Source organism: Caloranaerobacter longqiensis, from assembly GCF_050286925.1.
In the GTDB taxonomy this organism is placed as follows: domain Bacteria; phylum Bacillota; class Clostridia; order Tissierellales; family Thermohalobacteraceae; genus Caloranaerobacter.
In genome coordinates this window covers 57,660-75,450 of the sequence record NZ_JBFWFX010000009.1, presented here as the reverse complement: position 1 = coordinate 75,450, position 17,791 = coordinate 57,660, and the positions used below count along the sequence as shown (strand labels likewise).

The window sequence follows — 17,791 nt, the reverse complement described above, 5'->3', positions numbered from 1 at the left end:
TATAAAATGTTTGAATATATTATACAAAATAATAATATAAATAAATTATTAATAAAAATAGGATTTATAAAGTATCAAATATACAAACTAGCAACTTTTTTTTCGATTATTTCAAGTTTTTTATTTATCATAATTCAATATTATCTCTGGATGAGTATATATATGACTACATATATTCCATTATATGATTTTAATGATATGTTTAAATATCTTTTGATTAGCCAGATTATTTCAAGATTGTATCCAAATAATGTAAGTAATACAATTAGCAAATTAGTTAAAGATGGAGATATATGTTTAATGTTGTTGAAACCAATATCAATAACTCGAATGTTACTTTTTGAGTCGATAGGGGTTAGTTTATATAGAGTATTAGTTATAGCAATTCCTGTATTTTTAATTACTTCTATTTTTTTCTCTGTTGATATATTATATTGGGAGAATATATTACCTTTTTTTGTTATTTTAGCGTTTTCGTATCTTTTTGTATTTGTTTTTGAGTCAATTATAGGAATCTTATCTTTTTATACTACTAGTTTATGGGGAATTCAAAGTATAAAATTTGCTATAGTAACTATTTTAACAGGTAGGTTTTTACCTATTTCTCTATATCCAGATTGGGCTTTAAAGATTGTTAATTATTTACCATTTAAAGTTATGTATTATACACCTATCGAGACGTTATTAAATAAATCTTCACAAAACATATATCAGATAATTGTATATCAAATTGTTTCAATAGGTGTAGTATTTTTAATATATAAATTACTATATAAGATTTCAATTAAAAAATTGATGATACAGGGTGGTTAGTACTATGCAAAAATTAAAAGAGTATTGTAGATTATATATTGATTATTTTCTGATTAATCTAAAAGCTGTAATGATATACGATATTGACTTTTTAATAGGAATAATATCATTAATATTTAAAAACCTAATGAATTTTATGATTATTATTTTCATTTTTAATTTATTAGATAATATTGATGGTTGGACATTTGATCAAATTCTTTTTCTATATGGGTTTAATACGGTAAGCTATTCTATATGGCACTGTTTTTTTGTTAATACAATATCATTATCATATTATATAAAAAGTGGAATATTTGATAGATTCCTTTTAAGACCATTACATCCAATATTTCAAATAATGACTGATAATTTTGATGAAGACGGATGGGGGCAATTAGTTTTTGGAATAGTGTTATTAATTATAGCAATAATTAGATTAAGAATAATGTCTATATATCTTATAGTATTACCTATATTAGTAATTTCAGCTTCGTTGATATATGCTTCGATATCACTTTTAGGGTCAATCATGGTATTTTATACTGTAGAAAATACAGATTTATCAGATTTGGTTATGGAACTTAATGAATTTGCGAAATACCCTATCAGTATATATAGCAAGTTTTTGAGAATAATTTTAACAGTAATTTTACCTATAGGATTTGCAGCATATTATCCTAGTTTGTTTTATATATCAAATTATCAATATGGTGCTTGGTTGCTATTATTAACTCCTATTGTATCTATAATTTTCTTTAGCATTACATGTTATTTATGGGATAAATCCCTTAGATCATATTCTAGTACAGGAAGTTAGTATTATAAAAAATCAAAGGATATAGTTATTGTATAATTGAATATTAAATTGCTGATAAATTTGAAATGATTTTCATATAGAACTTAACATTTTCAATGATTATAAAATTTAGGAATCGAATATACATTTAGTAAGGAGTTATACACATGAAAAACTTAAACAAATTATATAAACTTTTTAATAGATTTAGGAAAGATCAAATAATAGTACTCTGTTTGATATTGTTTAAAACATTACTTACTGCTTTAGGTATTTTTTATATAAAATATTTAATTGATGCGATAATAGGCCATGAGCCTTGGAATAGAGTACTTGAATTAGGAATTTTTATATTATCAATTACTATAATAAATATAATTGTACAAATAATGCAAAATTATATTTGGCATAAATTACGTCATAAGGCTATTAATTATCTTCGTATGAAAATGTTCCGTTCTGCCATTTATAAGTCTGTAGATTTTTTCCAAAAAAATAGTATTGGTGAAACCCTTGCAAAAGTAATGGATGATGTGATAATTGTTGCACAACATGCTTCAATAGGTATTCCGATGTTGATTGCCAATGTATTACGACTAATTGTTGTTTTAACTGCACTTTTTGTATTAAATATAAAATTAGGATTTATAGTTGTATTGACTTTGCCGATATATTATTTAGTATTTAATTATTTAAATAAACAGATAAGAAAAGCAAGTGCTGTTGAGAGAAAAAATTATGGTAATGTAATGAAAGATGCCCAAGAAAAGCTTCAAGGGATTAATACTATTAAGATTTTTGGAAAAGAAGAATATATATTAAATAACTTTAAAGAGACTCTATCGAATTATTTCTTTTTCGTAAAGAGGTTGCTTTATTTTACAAGTTGCGGTACTGGGCTTACGATAGTAATTATGCACTGTCTTCCTGTTGTAATTCTTTTATTTGGTGGTAATCTTGCATATAAAGGCGAGATATCTGTTGGTACTTTGATGGCATTTTATACTTTTCTATCTTTAATATATGAACCTGTAGTAAATCTGTCAGATTATAATTTAGGATTACAGACAACTTTGGGATTTGCAGAAAGGATATTAGGATTTTTAGAGGATACTGAGGAAGAGAATGAGGACGGTAAAAACATAGATGAAATAGAATCTATAGAATTCAAAGAAGTATATTTTAGCTATTCAGGAGATAAAGATGTATTGAGAAATATAAGTTTTAAAATTGAAAAAGGCGATAGAGTTTGTATAATTGGCCCTAGCGGTAGTGGTAAAAGTACATTACTAAATCTTATAATGAAATTTTATGAACCAACTAAAGGCAATATATTAATAAATGGAATAAAATTGAGTGAAATAAATAAAAAATCATATTATAAAAAGATATCGCTTATGCAACAAATTCCTTTTCTATTTAATGGAAGTATAAAAGAGAATATTACATTTGGTGAAGATTATAGTGAACAAAAACTTGAATTTGTTAGTAGAATTTGCTGTATATTAGATTTAGTTAATTCTTTTAAAGAAAGATTTGAACATATTATAACTGAGTCTGGATCAAACTTATCTGGAGGAGAAAGGCAGAGAATATGTTTAGCTAGGACATTGATTAGAGATTCTCAATTAATAATATTAGACGAAGCCTCCTCATCATTAGATAGTGCAATAGAAAAGGAAATTGTTTCAAATATTGGGGAACTTATCAAAAAAAGTGATAAAATATTGATTGCTGTTTCTCATAAACCAGAAATATTATCTATATGCAATAAAGTAATTCGTATAGAGGATGGGAAAATAGTAAATATTACAGAAGATGCTAATGAAATTAAGATGATGGCAGGATAAGTATTAGATTAAAATACTTTTCCTGCTTTTTTTAGTTTAGAAGATATAACTGTACTTTATTAAAGGAAATATTTTGGATTTGTAGAATATAGATTAATAAGACTTACTATGGGTAATAAATATATAAAAAATTATGAGGTGATTTTTGTGAGAAAAGATTTAGTAGTGCCAGTAGAAAAATTAAAAAAATCCTGCGATCTAAATGTTTTTCAATTTGAGACGACAGAAGAAATACCACCCATAAGAGAAATCATAGGTCAAGAGAGAGCAATGAAAGCTTTAAAATTCGGACTATCTGTAAAGAAAAAGGGTTACAATATATTTGTTACAGGAATTACCGGAACTGGAAGGAATAGTTATTCTTATTCGGTAGCAAAAGATTTTGCAAAAAAAAGAAAGACTCCTGATGATTGGTGTTATGTTTATAATTTCAAGAAGCCCGAATGTCCTAAGGCTATAAGGCTTAAAGCAGGACAAGGTATAGTATTCAAAAGAGAAGTGGAAAACGTTATTTCAAAATTGAGAGTTGATATTCCAAAGGCATTTTCATCAAGAGAATATGAAGATAGAAAAAACTTAGTTTATCATAACTATCAGAAAAAGGTTGAAGAAATAATAGATGAATTAAATACAATAGCTAAGGATTATGGTTTCCTATTTAAACAAAATGAAAATGGTCTAATAAGCATACCATTAGTAAACGGAAGACCTATTAGTGAAGAAGATTTAGAAAATATTTCAGAAGAGGAAATAATTAAGCTAAGAGAGAATTCGAACAAGTTAAGTGTTGAAGCTTATGATATTTTTAATAAGTTTAGAAAATTAGATGAACAGTTGAGAGATAGATTAAAACAGCTTAATGAAAAGGTAGCTTTTGATGTTGTTGATTTTTATTTAGACCAATTAATAAAAAAATATAAAGACAATGAGAAAATAGAAAAATTTTTAAAAGAAATGGAAGATGATATAATCAATAATTTAAGTCAGTTTTTAGATAAAGAAGAAAGCAGTAAATTGAATGAGATAATTGGTAAATCATCTAAACATGAAGATTTTTTTAAAAGATATGAAATAAATCTATTTATAGATAACAGTAATTGTCAAGGAGCACCTGTAATTAGAGAAGTTAATCCTAACTATTATAATTTATTAGGTAAAATAGAATATGTCAATGAATCAACCGTGTTGAAAACCGATCATACAAGAATTAAACCAGGGGCTATACATGAAGCAAATGGAGGTTATTTAATAATACAAGCAAAAGATATATTAGCTAATCCATTCGCATGGGATGGACTTAAAAGAGCATTAATTAGTGGTGAAATAAAAATAGAAAACATTATAAAAGGTAGTGTTGTAGCAGAAACAATAAAACCTGAGCCTATACCTTTAGATGTTAAGGTAATTGTGATTGGAGATTATTATACATATCAGCTGCTATACAATCATGATGATGATTTTAAGAAACTTTTTAAGATAAGAGCTGATTTTGATATTGAAATGGAAAGAAATGAAGAAAATATAAGGAAAATAGCATCATTTATCGCATTACATTGTAAAGATGAGAATTTAAGACATTTTCATAAATCAGCTATTGGTAAAATAGTCGAATACTGTTCAAGATTAGCGGAAGACCAAACAAAACTTACTGCTAGATTTAACGAAATTGTTGAGTTACTTTATGAAGCTGATGCTTGGGCTGAGGCTATGGGAGATTCAGTAGTTATAGATAAACATGTAGTAAAGGCAATAGAAGAGAAGATATATAGGAATAATAAATATGAAGAAAAATTACAGGAATTGTTTAAAGATGGTACGTTGCTTATAGAAACATCAGGATGGAAAGTTGGAGAAATAAATGGATTAGCCGTTATGGATTCAGGACAATATTCTTTTGGTAGACCAAATAAGATAACAGTTTCAACATTTGTTGGAAAAGAAGGAATAATAAATATAGAAAGAGAAGTACAAAAAAGTGGAAGCATACATGACAAAGGAGTTCTAATTTTAAGTGGATATATTGGGGAAAAATATGCAAGAGAAAAGCCTTTATCTTTAACTGCAAGTATAACTTTTGAGCAGTCTTATGAATTTATAGACGGTGATAGTGCTTCGAGTACTGAGTTATATGCGTTATTATCTAGCCTTTCAGATTTACCAATAAATCAGGCAATAGCTGTTACAGGTTCTGTAAATCAGAAGGGAATAGTGCAGCCAATAGGAGGAGTAAATGAAAAAATTGAAGGATTCTATAAGGTTTGTAAGAGTAAGGGATTTAAAGGTGGAGAAGGTGTTATAATTCCTTATCAAAACATCAAAAATCTTATGTTAAGTGATGAAGTAATTCAAGCAGTTGAAGAAGGAAAGTTCACGATTTATGCTGTAAAAACTATTGAAGAAGGTATAGAAATTTTAACTGGCGTTCCGGCTGGAGAAATGGATGATAAGGGAAGATATCCAGTTGGCACTGTAAACTATTTAGTACAGAAAAAACTAGATAAATATGCTAATATAAATAGAGAATATGATTAAGACAACATTTTTTATACAGCAATATAAAAGCAGCCTTAAATAGGCTGCTTTTTTGTATATTCATCAAAATTACTGAATTGTTGCATTTTAGAGATAATTTGTTTATAATAACATAAACGGAAGAAAATAGTTAACATGTAAAATGTATAACAATTATTAGTCAAGAAGAGAGGTGAGAAACATGATATATCCAAGGGCATCAAATAAAAGCGAGATTAGTTTCTATCAGTTTAAGTTATTGATGTAGTAGCGGTTTATTATTTTCGCTATATAGTGATAAATGGTATTTTAACTATAAAGGGGAATTCTATATGAGAATATTTTTACAATTATTAGTACAATTTTTTGTATTAACAGGTCCAATTTTTATTTATTTAAATCATATATGTATATTAAAAAATATAAAAAAAGATGAGTCCATTTATATTAGAATGTGGCTGCAATCTATTCTTATATTTTTAACAATTAGTTGTTTTATACAGTATATCTAGCATAAATATTATTCATTATAATAATTAGTAGTTTTTATATGTTAGTATTATAAATTTGAGGATGAAGTTGTCAAAAGGGTAATTATCACTGTAGGTATAAAAAACATTTTAAAAATAAAATGGGAAGCAAAGTTTTCATTAGGTTTTTCTTTTCTTTTGATTTTTAATTACATATAGGGGAAGTGGTGCTTTGATAAATAAAAATATAAAATTAGTTACATTATTTCTATGTATTATATTAGTTATTTCTGCATGTAGTACCACTGATTCACTAAATTATAAAGAAAAAACTACAATAGAGGATGCATTACAATATTTAACATCAGATCAGTGTAATGGTAGACTAGTAGGTACGAAAGGAAATAGATTAGCGCAAGATTATATAGTTAAAAAGTTTAAAGAATATGGGCTTAAACCGTATAATGGTACATACTATCATTCTTATCCTCAAACGTTAGTCAATATAAATGATGTAAAATTTGAGTTAATTCTTCCTAATAATGTAATTAGAAGATTTAAAAACGGAAAGGATTATAAGGTGAATTTTTTTAATAAAATAGATTTAAAACTGCCAATTTATACTGAAAATATAAATGGAGAAGATTGTATAATATTAGCAAAAAAATATGATGTTATAAAAAAATTAAATCAAGAGTCAAACATAAAGGGATTTATTTTGTTAAATGAGACTTTTTGTAACCAAGTATTAACTGAACGAGCACAAAATGAAAAAATAATTTTAGATGTAACAAAAGAAGTATATGATATTTTAAAAGATAGTACTGGGCAGCAAGTAAGTATTTCTATGGATTATGAGAAGAAAGTAATTGAAGAAAATAATATTATAGGTGTAATACCTGGGAAAGTAAGAGATGAAGCTATTTTAATAACAGCACATTTAGATCATGTTGGTGGCATAGGGGATAGAGTATGGAGAGGTGCTGTAGATAATGCTTCAGGTATATCCGTACTGTTAGATATATTAAAAAGACTGTCAGAATATGCGAATACAAATCAATTAAATAAAGACCTGATTTTTTGTGCAATAAATGGTGAAGAAGCAGGATTAGTAGGTAGTCATAATCTTGCATTATTATTAAACGATGATTATATAAAAATAGAAAATATAAATTTAGACTGTGTAGGACAAAAGGGTAAAGATAAGGTAATGATTGATTCGAAAGGAACTATAGAATCTAATAGTATTGCAAATAAAATAAAGGAATTTATTGAAGATAAAGGAATGAAAGCTGAGATTACTACTAAAGAGTTTTGTAGTGATCATATTTCATTTGAAAACGCTGTAAATATTAGTACTGGAGCAGATATTAATGTAATTCATACAACAATAGATAATTTAGATAAACTTGATATAGTTTATATGAATAAAATAAGTAAGATATTAAGTGAGTTTTTGATTAAATATTTAAGTTCAGAAATAGAAAAAAACGAAAGTGAATTATATTATGACAGAATACGTAAGGAACTTGATGAAGAAAGAAATAAATTAAATTTTGGTGAATATAAGTTTGTAGAAATAAATGGGGAAAACTATTGTGTTAGGAAAAGTAGTTTTAAAGGTAATAAAGAGGAAGTTAGTAAAATATATAATAATGATTTAGATTTTATACCAGAAGAAATAGCAGGTATTAAATTAGAGGGAATTTTTATTACAGATTATAGATGCGCTTTTAAAATACCGGATATTGATGAGCATGTTGTTGGAAAGGTTTATAAAGATAAGATTTTAGCATCAAATATCAATAATGTTGAAATAATTTATTATGATGAAAATAAAAATTTACCATTTATCTCAATATTGATAGAAACGTTTTTTAAAGATGATAAAAATGAAATGGATACATATAACAATATTTGGAATAATATAGATTGTGATAGTAAAATAAAAACAGAAAATTATATGTTTTTTTTAAAAAGAGGGGAAGATAAGAAAAAAGAGAAACATATAGACGCTTTATATGTGAAACAAGAAGATAAGAACAAAGTATATTTAACACGAGTAGAGAGTCGTTTTATAGATGAATGTAAAAATGATGAGGAAATTATAAGGTTTATTAAGAATAATAATATAGAGGGGATTATTAAAGGTCTAATAGATTGGCTACAGGAAAAGTAGATAAAAAAATCATTTACTTTTTTGTATGTGCGCCGGACATGCGTAACAACTAGGTGGTGAAAGTCCACTGTGGGGGTTGACCGTGCCAACCACTAGCCAAAGGCAAGGGTGTCCATCGTGAGGTGGAATCTGAAGGAAGCCGGAGGCAAAATCCTGGTTCGAGGTATATGAATTACATTCGAGGCTGTATAAATCGGGTGAGTTTGCATAACAAAACGAAACCCAAAACGGTCCGAAGGTTTATGCAGTAAATGTGGCGGATATATGGGAGGAAAGTGGTTATGCTTACCCCGGGAGGTCTCAAGGGTACGTCATTTAGATGAATTTCAAGATGGCAACCTATACAGTGATGTATAGCTGAACCTTGAGAAGTCAGCAGAGGTCATAGTACCTATCTAAACCTAGGACAGATAGGGAAGAACCGAACATTGGGGAGGTAAGTAACATTGAAAGATTCAAGAGGTATGCAAAGACCACAGAAAACTTCATATGAAGGCTCTCCGACTGAAGTAGGACTGGAAGTCTGAGATAGGAAGGAAGCGTGTAGTATGCCTTTGGCATCTTCGATAGTGAAAGCCAGAGTTCAACTAGATACTGCAAATCTTCTAGAACAAATTCTTCACAGTGACAACCTAAACAAAGCATATAAGAAAGTAAAGAAGAATAGAGGAAGTCATGGAATAGATGGAATGAAGATAGATGAACTTCTATCTTTCTTGAAACAACATGGCGGAGCCTTAGTAGAAGAAATAGCTATGGAGAAATACAAATCACAACCGGTTATGAGAGTAGAAATTCCAAAGCCAAATGGAGGAGTTAGACTGTTAGGAATACCTACGGTGGTAGATAGATTTATACAACAAGCAATAGCACAAGTATTAATAGAAGTCTACGATAAAGAGTTTTCCGAAAATAGTTATAGATTTAGACCTGGCAGAAATGCTCATATGGCAGTAAAGAAGGCGAAAGAATATATAAATGAAGGATATACATGGGTAGTGGATATAGACCTGGAAAAGTTCTTTGATAGAGTTAATCATGATATTCTCATGTCAATTTTAGCGAGGAAAATAAAAGATGAAAGAGTATTAAGGCTGATACGTAAATACCTAGAATCAGGGGTAATGATAGGAAGGCTATACACGAAAACAGAAGAGGGGACGCCGCAAGGAGGACCTATTAGTCCAATACTTAGTAATATCCTTCTGGATGTATTAGATAAAGAACTAGAAGCAAGAGGACATAAATTCATAAGATATGCCGATGACTATAACATTTATGTCAAAAGCCAGAGAGCAGGGAAAAGGGTCATGAAAAGCATAACAAAATTCCTTTTTAATTTTATTTAATAAAATGAATAAGGGAATTATTTAATTAAGTTGTATAATAAAATCTTCAATTTAGATTTAAATAAGTTTAGAAAGATTTTATTCATACCCATAAACGAGAAAATTCTTTAAAACATAACAAATTATGGTTTTTTTGATAATTATAAAATTTTGCAATTGGCTAAAAGACACAGGAAAAGAGGTAAGAAATATGATATATCCAAGGGCGCCAAATAAAAGATTGGTTGCAAGTTTATATAATAAGAATATTTGATAATAGGTTTTAAGGATTGTGTATTTGAATTCTAATACTTGGGTATTGAAATTTATAATATTGACAATATCTATAGGGGGAGAGGAGATTAAAAATGAATAAAGTGATAATTAGTGTTGTTTTAGTATTTTGTATTTTAATAAATATGACAACTATTTCTTTTGCTGTAGACCAACGGTAATTTAGATTATTTCTATGAAACTGCAGGAGAAGTATTGTTTGGATATTAGGTAGTTTGTTTATAGAATAAATTAGTCAGCTAATAAGTGGATATAAACCTTATAAACAAGCATAATAATATAAGACTAAATGAGGGGATATAATATGGATGATACCATTATGGATATTATTTTACACCCATTAACTTCTTTATTGTTAGGAATTACGGTAATAGTGATGGGAATGCTTATGAAAAATGGGGTAATAGATATAAAAAAAAATTGGCCTTTAAGGAATATAATTGATATGGAGGGGTATTTAAAGGTTTTATCTTTTCACGCCTATACAATAGGTTGTCTATATATTACTCTTAGTTTTACAGCATATTATATTAAAAATGATGCTGTAGATGCTTTTATTGTAGTTATTATCATTGTAGATTATATAGTTTATCGTATTACATTAAGAAAATATTATACGTAAAAATGTTACTTACTATTTTAGAACTATTAAGCCCCTTTATTTTGGACAACCAAACCTATATATTATTCAAATTTCAATGTCTGGGCGTCAAATTTGCTCTAATCTTTTGACACTACGAATAACAAAAGGAGATAGTATTTATGTTTAAGAAAATTTTATCAATGTTTATGGTAATCACTATTATTGTTGGTATTAGCATAAATGTTTATGCTAATGAATTGCCTATCTAAAATGAGTTCGCATATAGCTTGGGATTTTACAAAAGTAATGCAATCTTGGAACAATTACCTGAGTTAGATATTACTCAAAAGACACTACTTCAAAGCGAGGATATGCTTGTTAGAGAAAATAGTCAGTTGATTGTTTCTGAAACTGCTAATTTTAAAAATATGACTGTTGAGGAATTGAATTAATACATATCAGATATCTCAATAAACGATTTTTCTTATAGATAAAATAACTATAGAGTCACATCAAGTCCTAAGAATATATTTAATATATTTATACAGTTAAAACTTGCTTGGCTAGCTGCGGCACAGATTGCTAAGTTGAAGGGATATACATGTGTGGTTAAAGCGATTGAATATTCCGTGTTGGGTATAAATTTGAAAATAATGGAGGGTTGTTTCGAGATAAAATTGTAGAAACAAGTGTTTATAAAAATCATATGTCGTATATAAAGAGAAATAATAAAACTTATAGTCGTTCGGTATAAGAGTTTACAAAGAGCGATAATTCAGATTTGTTTTATGCATTACATAATGCAACATTCACTGTTTGCAAATTTGGTAGTAAATACAATGTAAATGTTTATGACGTATTTGATTTTGTGTTTGATAATCAATATGATTCTTTGTTTGCGTCGATGGTAAATAACTGGGGTTGGCTATCACAAAATACTGGCATTTTTAATAAGATTATCATAAACATTAACTTCAAGGAGGATGTTTATGAATAAATGGTGTTGTCGTATAGTAGCAATTAGTTTAGTTTTAATATTGATTCTGTTTAGTGGTTGTAGTAAAAATGATAATGTAGCTAAGGAGTTTGTAAATACTTTCAAATTAGATATTGATAGCAAAAAATTAAATGTTTCAACAATATATGATGATTATGGCGGAGTCCCTTATGAGGGGCAGGCTTTATACAAATTGGAATGTGCAGAACAAATTGAATTAGAAGATGTAGGCTGGGTTGAATTGCCGTTAACGACTGAATTATATGAGTTTTTATATAAAGATAATAGTGTGGTATCGATAGCTAAAAAGGTAAATTTACCTAAGATAGAAAAAGGAAAGTGGTATTTTGTTGATAGAGGTAAGACTGATTTTAAAAATCCTTTGGCATATAATTTTTCGCTATGCCTGTATGATGAAGTTAATAATATATTTTATTATTACAAGATTGATACATAAAAAATATGACAATTATGTTATAATTTAGCCTGAACTATTCGCGTTGATATAACAAAACAATCTATGGTTAATAACAATAAACTAGCCCAGTTCACTAAAGAAAAGGGATAGCCAATAGGAGGTTGTCCCTCTTTATTTTTGATTTTAATATCTTGAAATTAATACTTACATATGAAAAATGGGTGATTTTAATGATTAAATTAACAGAATATAGTATTAAATGGATACAAAAAAGTCACATTATCTCATTCTTAAAAAGAAAAAAGAGAGCTTAATTTTTAAGCCCGAAGATTAAATACTTTTAAGCAGTAATATTAAGTTCAGTTTGAGCCTGAAATACTATTTCACTGTCAATAGACTTAAGTTTTTGATTAATACAACTAAAAATATATTTTTAAAAAGGGCGTACTACCCCCACCGATTGGTATAAATGTAATTTCATTCAGCAAATAAGCATATTTATACCCCAAGATAATATTAAAAATTTTCTTAAGTTTTGCTCGCAAAGTTATATCTATAGGAGTCCATTTATATTAGAATGTGGCTACAGTCTATTCTTATATTCTTGACTATCATTTGTTTTATACAATATTTAGCATAAGCATTATTCATTGTAGCAATTAATTTTTTTGTTTAGTACCCTTTAAGTTCGTTTAAAGTATTTAATGAGTATTGTTGTATGTTTACTGCAATAGCTGGATTTGATAGAGGTTATAAAGTTACGTTTATTGAAGATGCAACTGAAACTGTTCTGACACCTTTTTCAGTTATTATATAATCTACAGGAATGTCATGTTTTTCTTCGTCTATTTTTTCAACAACTTGAAAGTCAAAAGCTAGAGCTACTTTTGGCACTGATTTATCTATATTAAGTAGAAAACGATCATAATATCCACCGCCATAGCCTATTCTATAGCCTCTTTTATCAAATACGACTCCTGGAACGATAATTAAATCTAAAATTTCCGCAGAGACTTCTCTTATGAACTCTTTTTTAGGTTCTAATATGCCATATGTACCAGTTGTAAGTTCATTATCATAATCTCTTAATTCTGAAAGAAGTAATTCTTTGGATTTTGTTAAGCTTATGGGAATTATAATTTTTTTGCCTATTTCTAGAGATTTTCTGATTAGTCTTTCTGTTTTTACTTCATTTCTAAAATCAATATAAGTCATAATGTAATTAGCGTTTTTATAAAATGTTGTATTTATTAATAAATCTATTATTTTATTGCTTAAAGAGATTACAGCTTCGTTAGAAAGTTCTTTTCTTTTGTTAAGTATTTTTTTTCTTAATTCATTCTTATTCATGAATTTCACCTCATTTATATCTTTTTTCGCTACTCGTCCTTCGCTTTTAGCTTTTTATTTATTAACAGCGAATTACGAATACCAAATTAATTTTACATTTTACATTTTCAATTTTACATTTTTGCACCTATCGAAAAGTGAATAGCGAACTGCGAATAGCCGGTATCGAGTACCTAGCACCTATTAAAACTATACCATAACTATTGTGCAAATTGTTTAAATTTATCAATAATTTTTGTTTATTATACCAATAGAATTAAACAGTTAATTCATATAAACTTATATGTGGGATATAAAGAATTTGTAAAAGGAGGCATTTAGATGGCAAGTTTAACTTTTAAGCATATCTATAAAATATATCCTGGCAATGTTACAGCTGTAAATGATTTCAACCTTGAGATAAAAGATAAAGAGTTTATCGTTTTAGTAGGACCTTCAGGATGTGGTAAATCAACAACATTAAGAATGGTTGCAGGACTTGAAGAGATTTCTAAAGGTGAGCTTTATATTGGAGATAAATTAGTTAACGATGTACCACCAAAAGACAGAGATATTGCAATGGTGTTCCAGAATTATGCATTATATCCTCATATGAGTGTATATGATAATATGGCATTTGGATTAAAACTTAGAAAAGTTCCTAAAGCAGAAATAGATAGAAAAGTTAAAGAAGCTGCTAAAATTTTAGGAATAGAAAATCTACTTGATAGAAAACCAAAAGCTCTATCTGGTGGACAAAGACAGAGGGTTGCTTTAGGTAGAGCCATAGTAAGAGAGCCTAAAGTGTTTTTAATGGACGAGCCGTTATCAAACTTAGATGCAAAATTAAGAGTACAAACAAGAACTGAGATTATCAAGCTTCATAAAAGACTTCAAACTACATTTATATATGTTACTCATGACCAGACAGAAGCAATGACAATGGGAGATAGAATAGTTGTTATGAAAGACGGAGTTATTCAGCAAGCTGCAACTCCGCAAGAAGTATATGAAAAACCTGCTAATATGTTTGTTGCAGGATTTATAGGTAGTCCACAAATGAACTTTATTGATGTTGTCATAGAAGGAAATGATGTTAATGATTGTAATTTAGTATTTGGTAATGTAAAGATAAAATTGCCAGAAGGAAAAGCTAAAATTGTTAAACAAAAAGGATATTTTGGAAAGAAAGTAGTAATGGGTATAAGACCTGAAGATATTCATGATGAAAAAGTATTTATTGAAGCTTCTAGAGATAGTGTTGTTAAAGCTAAGGTAGAAGTAACTGAAATGATGGGTTCAGAAACTTATCTATATATAAACATTGAAGGTAATAATGCAATAGCAAGGGTAGATTCAAGAAGTAAAGCGAGAATAGGAGATGTAATTGAATTAGCTTTAGACAAGAATAGAATACATTTATTTGATAAAGATACAGAAGTTTCAATATTATAGGGTTAAATTATTAAATGTTATTAAATTAAGAGAAATAAAGGATATTGAAGAAAAAAGCAGAAGAAATTACATAGAGAGAGTTTCTTCTGCTTTTTTATGTCTAAAAATGTTTTATAATATAAAATAGGTGATATTATGTCAACAAAACAAAAGATTGAACGAATATTAAACAAAATAAGTGGAATTATTGGAGAAAATGTACTATTAGTTAATGAAGTGGACAAGAAAGAAATTTTGGCAGATAATGTAGAATATATATGTAATTTTATGTTAGATGGTGAAGAATATTATTTATTTGTAAAGCATGATGTTGAATTGACAGATAGAGAAAAAGCTTTGATAAAGATAATTTTAGAGGATATAAGTATTAGTGATATAAAAAAACAAAATGAAGATGTTAGAAGTTTGTTTTTTGAGGATTTAGATGAGCAAAGAACAAAAAGAATTTTAAAAAATATTGGAATAGAATTAGATAAAGAGTTAGTAGTAGCAATTATAAAGAGCTATGATGAAACAGAAAATTCAGATATTGCTACAATTGTTAAGAATATAGTAGATGACAATGTTATATTTTGTAGATTAGATGAAGGTTTATTTGGAATTATTATTCAGAATACAAAAGAAATTACAGAAACTTTAATACAAATCGTAGAGGCCATTGAAACAGAACTTCTGCGAAAAGTTGGAATTGGAGTAAGTTCGACTAATTCTCCCCTTAATATAAAAAAAGCTTATCAGGAAAGTAAAACTGCTTTGATGCTAGGACGTAAGTTTAATATTCCAGAAAATATATATTATTATGAAAAGCTCAAAGTATATAGAATATTATCTCAAATAGATGAAAAATCGTTATTAAGTATTTATGATGAAACTTTAAAATACGGTATACAGAAGTTAAGTTCTGATGAAATCAAAACTGCAATGTATTTTTTAAAGTGTAATTTAAATATTAGTGAAACTGCAAGAAAATTATATATTCATAGAAATACATTAATATACAGGTTAGATAAGATACAAAAAGATACAGGGTTTAATTTGAGAAATTTCAGCGATGCTTTAGAATTTTATCTATTATTGTTGATATATAAAACTTTAGATAAATAAATTGATACTACTTACCTATATTTGGAATAAAAATTATGAAGGAAATATAAGTATTGTGTCGAATTGAATTACTGAGAACGCAAGAAAAAGACTGGAGTGATAAAATGATAGACTTTATAAATGTTAGTAAAGAATATAGTAATGGTGTGAAAGCACTGTCGAATATAAATATTCACATAGATAAAGGCGAATTTGTTTTTATAGTTGGTTCAAGTGGTGCTGGTAAATCCACATTAATAAAATTACTTTTAAAAGAAGAAGATCCTACAGATGGTAAGATATATCTCAATAATATGGATATTACAAAAGTTAAAAATAGAAGAATACCTTATATTAGGAGAAATATAGGGGTAGTATTTCAGGATTTTAGATTATTAAAGAATAAAACAGTTTATGAAAATGTGGCATTTGCTATGGAAATAGTAGGAAGTTCATCAAAAGAAATAAGAAGACAAGTACCTATGGTGTTGAGTATGGTTGGATTGAGTAATAAAGCCCATAGTTATCCAGACCAATTATCTGGTGGTGAACAGCAGAGAGTTTCAATAGCGAGAGCTTTAGTTAATAGACCAACGGTTTTAATTGCAGATGAACCTACAGGGAATCTTGATCCTGACACAGCATGGGAAATTATGGGATTACTAAAAGAAATAAATAGAAGGGGAACTACGGTTCTTATGGCCACCCACGCGAGAGATATAGTAAATGCTATGAGAAGAAGAGTTATAGCACTAGAAAAAGGAAGAGTTGTAAAAGATGAGTTGAAGGGTGTGTACGATTATGAAGTTTAGACTATTTAAAAACATCATTAAACAGGGCTTTGTTGGTATGTGGAGAAATCGAATGATGAGTTTAGCATCTATTGGTTCTGTTATGTCGGTACTAATTATTTTAGGTATTGTATTGGTGATTGTATTAAATATAAATAACTTAACTAGTATGACAAAAGAGCAATTTGATGAAATACAAGTTTATCTTGAAGATGATATAAATGAAGAACAGATTGAGAAGATTGGAGAAAAGTTAAGAGAACTAGATGGAGTATTAGCCGTTATTTATCAGTCTAAAGAACAGGCTTTAGAGGTATTAAAAAAGGAATGGGGCAATGAAGCGTATTTACTTGAAGGATTAGAAAAAAATCCATTACCTAACTCTTATATAATACAACTTAAAGATATTAAGTATGCAGAAGATGTAGTTAATCGTATAAATGGTCTGACAGGAATTGAAGATATAAAATATTATAAAGATATTGTTGAAAAAATGGTTACTATATCGAATTTTATAAGAGTCGGTGGGCTTGTAGTTATTAGTATATTGATTTTGGTGTCGATATTTATAATCTCTAATACAATAAAGCTTACTGTAGCAGCTAGGAAAAGAGAGATAAATATTATGAAGTATATAGGTGCTACAAATGGATATATAAGAGGTCCATTTATTCTGGAAGGTATTTTTCTTGGAGCTATTGGTTCGATTTTAGCTATATTGGTGGTTTGTTTTAGTTACAAATATTTATTTTTAGTTGTTAATGAAAAATTGTATGTATTATTTACGGTATATATGATTCCGTACTATGAAATACTTGATGACATAATAATTATGTTTACTGCAATTGGTATCGGAATAGGTGTCTTGGGTAGTATTGTATCTTTAAGAAAGTTCCTTAATGTGTAAAAAGG

Annotated in this window: 15 protein-coding genes; 14 read left to right on the top strand and 1 reads right to left on the bottom strand. The window is 27.9% G+C overall.

Going from position 1 to position 17,791, the window contains the following annotated elements; all coding sequences use genetic code 11:
• The first annotated feature begins 6 nt into the window (after positions 1-6).
• The 10 genes from AB4Y15_RS09005 to AB4Y15_RS08960 all read left to right on the top strand — a co-directional run bounded on the left by AB4Y15_RS09005 (position 7) and on the right by AB4Y15_RS08960 (position 12,260).
• A complete protein-coding gene (locus AB4Y15_RS09005; RefSeq protein WP_427339872.1) occupies positions 7-813 on the top strand; it encodes an ABC transporter permease in 807 nt (268 codons plus the stop codon).
• A gap of 4 nt (positions 814-817) precedes the next feature.
• Positions 818-1,612, top strand: coding sequence for an ABC transporter permease (locus AB4Y15_RS09000; RefSeq protein WP_427339871.1), 795 nt, complete (start codon positions 818-820; stop codon positions 1,610-1,612).
• A 146-nt stretch (positions 1,613-1,758) separates the two neighbouring features.
• Entirely contained in the window at positions 1,759-3,441 is a 1,683-nt protein-coding gene (locus AB4Y15_RS08995) for an ABC transporter ATP-binding protein (protein ID WP_427339870.1), read from the top strand.
• Between the two features lie 147 nt (positions 3,442-3,588).
• Entirely contained in the window at positions 3,589-5,973 is a 2,385-nt protein-coding gene (locus tag AB4Y15_RS08990; protein WP_427339869.1) for a Lon protease family protein, read from the top strand.
• 681 nt (positions 5,974-6,654) lie between these two features.
• On the top strand, positions 6,655-8,601 hold the full coding sequence (locus tag AB4Y15_RS08985; protein ID WP_427339867.1) for a M28 family metallopeptidase: 1,947 nt from the start codon (positions 6,655-6,657) through the stop codon (positions 8,599-8,601).
• A 548-nt stretch (positions 8,602-9,149) separates the two neighbouring features.
• Positions 9,150-9,950, top strand: a complete 801-nt coding sequence (gene ltrA / locus AB4Y15_RS08980; protein WP_427339865.1) for a group II intron reverse transcriptase/maturase — start codon at positions 9,150-9,152, stop codon at positions 9,948-9,950.
• Between the two features lie 577 nt (positions 9,951-10,527).
• Positions 10,528-10,845 carry a hypothetical protein gene (locus tag AB4Y15_RS08975; protein WP_427339863.1) on the top strand — a complete coding sequence of 106 codons (318 nt, stop codon included), beginning with the start codon at positions 10,528-10,530 and terminating at the stop codon, positions 10,843-10,845.
• 275 nt (positions 10,846-11,120) lie between these two features.
• A complete protein-coding gene (locus AB4Y15_RS08970) occupies positions 11,121-11,258 on the top strand; it encodes a hypothetical protein (RefSeq protein ID WP_427339861.1) in 138 nt (45 codons plus the stop codon).
• 329 nt (positions 11,259-11,587) lie between these two features.
• Complete coding sequence (locus AB4Y15_RS08965; protein ID WP_427339860.1) at positions 11,588-11,803, top strand: hypothetical protein; 216 nt, start codon at positions 11,588-11,590, stop codon at positions 11,801-11,803.
• Entirely contained in the window at positions 11,796-12,260 is a 465-nt protein-coding gene (locus AB4Y15_RS08960) for a hypothetical protein (RefSeq protein WP_427339858.1), read from the top strand. Before AB4Y15_RS08965 ends, AB4Y15_RS08960 begins: the two co-directional genes overlap by 8 nt.
• A gap of 711 nt (positions 12,261-12,971) precedes the next feature.
• On the opposite strand, the gene AB4Y15_RS08955 is transcribed toward AB4Y15_RS08960, so the two are convergent.
• On the bottom strand, positions 12,972-13,571 hold the full coding sequence (locus tag AB4Y15_RS08955; protein WP_427339857.1) for a 5-formyltetrahydrofolate cyclo-ligase: 600 nt from the start codon (positions 13,569-13,571) through the stop codon (positions 12,972-12,974).
• A 321-nt stretch (positions 13,572-13,892) separates the two neighbouring features.
• On the opposite strand from AB4Y15_RS08955, the gene AB4Y15_RS08950 reads away from it, so the two are divergent.
• The 4 genes from AB4Y15_RS08950 (at position 13,893) to ftsX (ending at position 17,786) form a co-directional block, all read left to right on the top strand.
• On the top strand, positions 13,893-15,005 hold the full coding sequence (locus AB4Y15_RS08950) for an ABC transporter ATP-binding protein (protein ID WP_427339855.1): 1,113 nt from the start codon (positions 13,893-13,895) through the stop codon (positions 15,003-15,005).
• A 135-nt stretch (positions 15,006-15,140) separates the two neighbouring features.
• Positions 15,141-16,109 (top strand): PucR family transcriptional regulator, encoded by a 969-nt coding sequence (locus tag AB4Y15_RS08945; RefSeq protein WP_427339853.1) that lies wholly within the window; start codon positions 15,141-15,143, stop codon positions 16,107-16,109.
• A 104-nt stretch (positions 16,110-16,213) separates the two neighbouring features.
• Entirely contained in the window at positions 16,214-16,900 is a 687-nt protein-coding gene (gene ftsE / locus AB4Y15_RS08940) for a cell division ATP-binding protein FtsE (protein ID WP_427339851.1), read from the top strand.
• Positions 16,890-17,786 carry a permease-like cell division protein FtsX gene (ftsX, locus tag AB4Y15_RS08935; protein WP_427339850.1) on the top strand — a complete coding sequence of 299 codons (897 nt, stop codon included), beginning with the start codon at positions 16,890-16,892 and terminating at the stop codon, positions 17,784-17,786. Before ftsE ends, ftsX begins: the two co-directional genes overlap by 11 nt.
• The last annotated feature ends 5 nt before the right edge of the window (positions 17,787-17,791 follow it).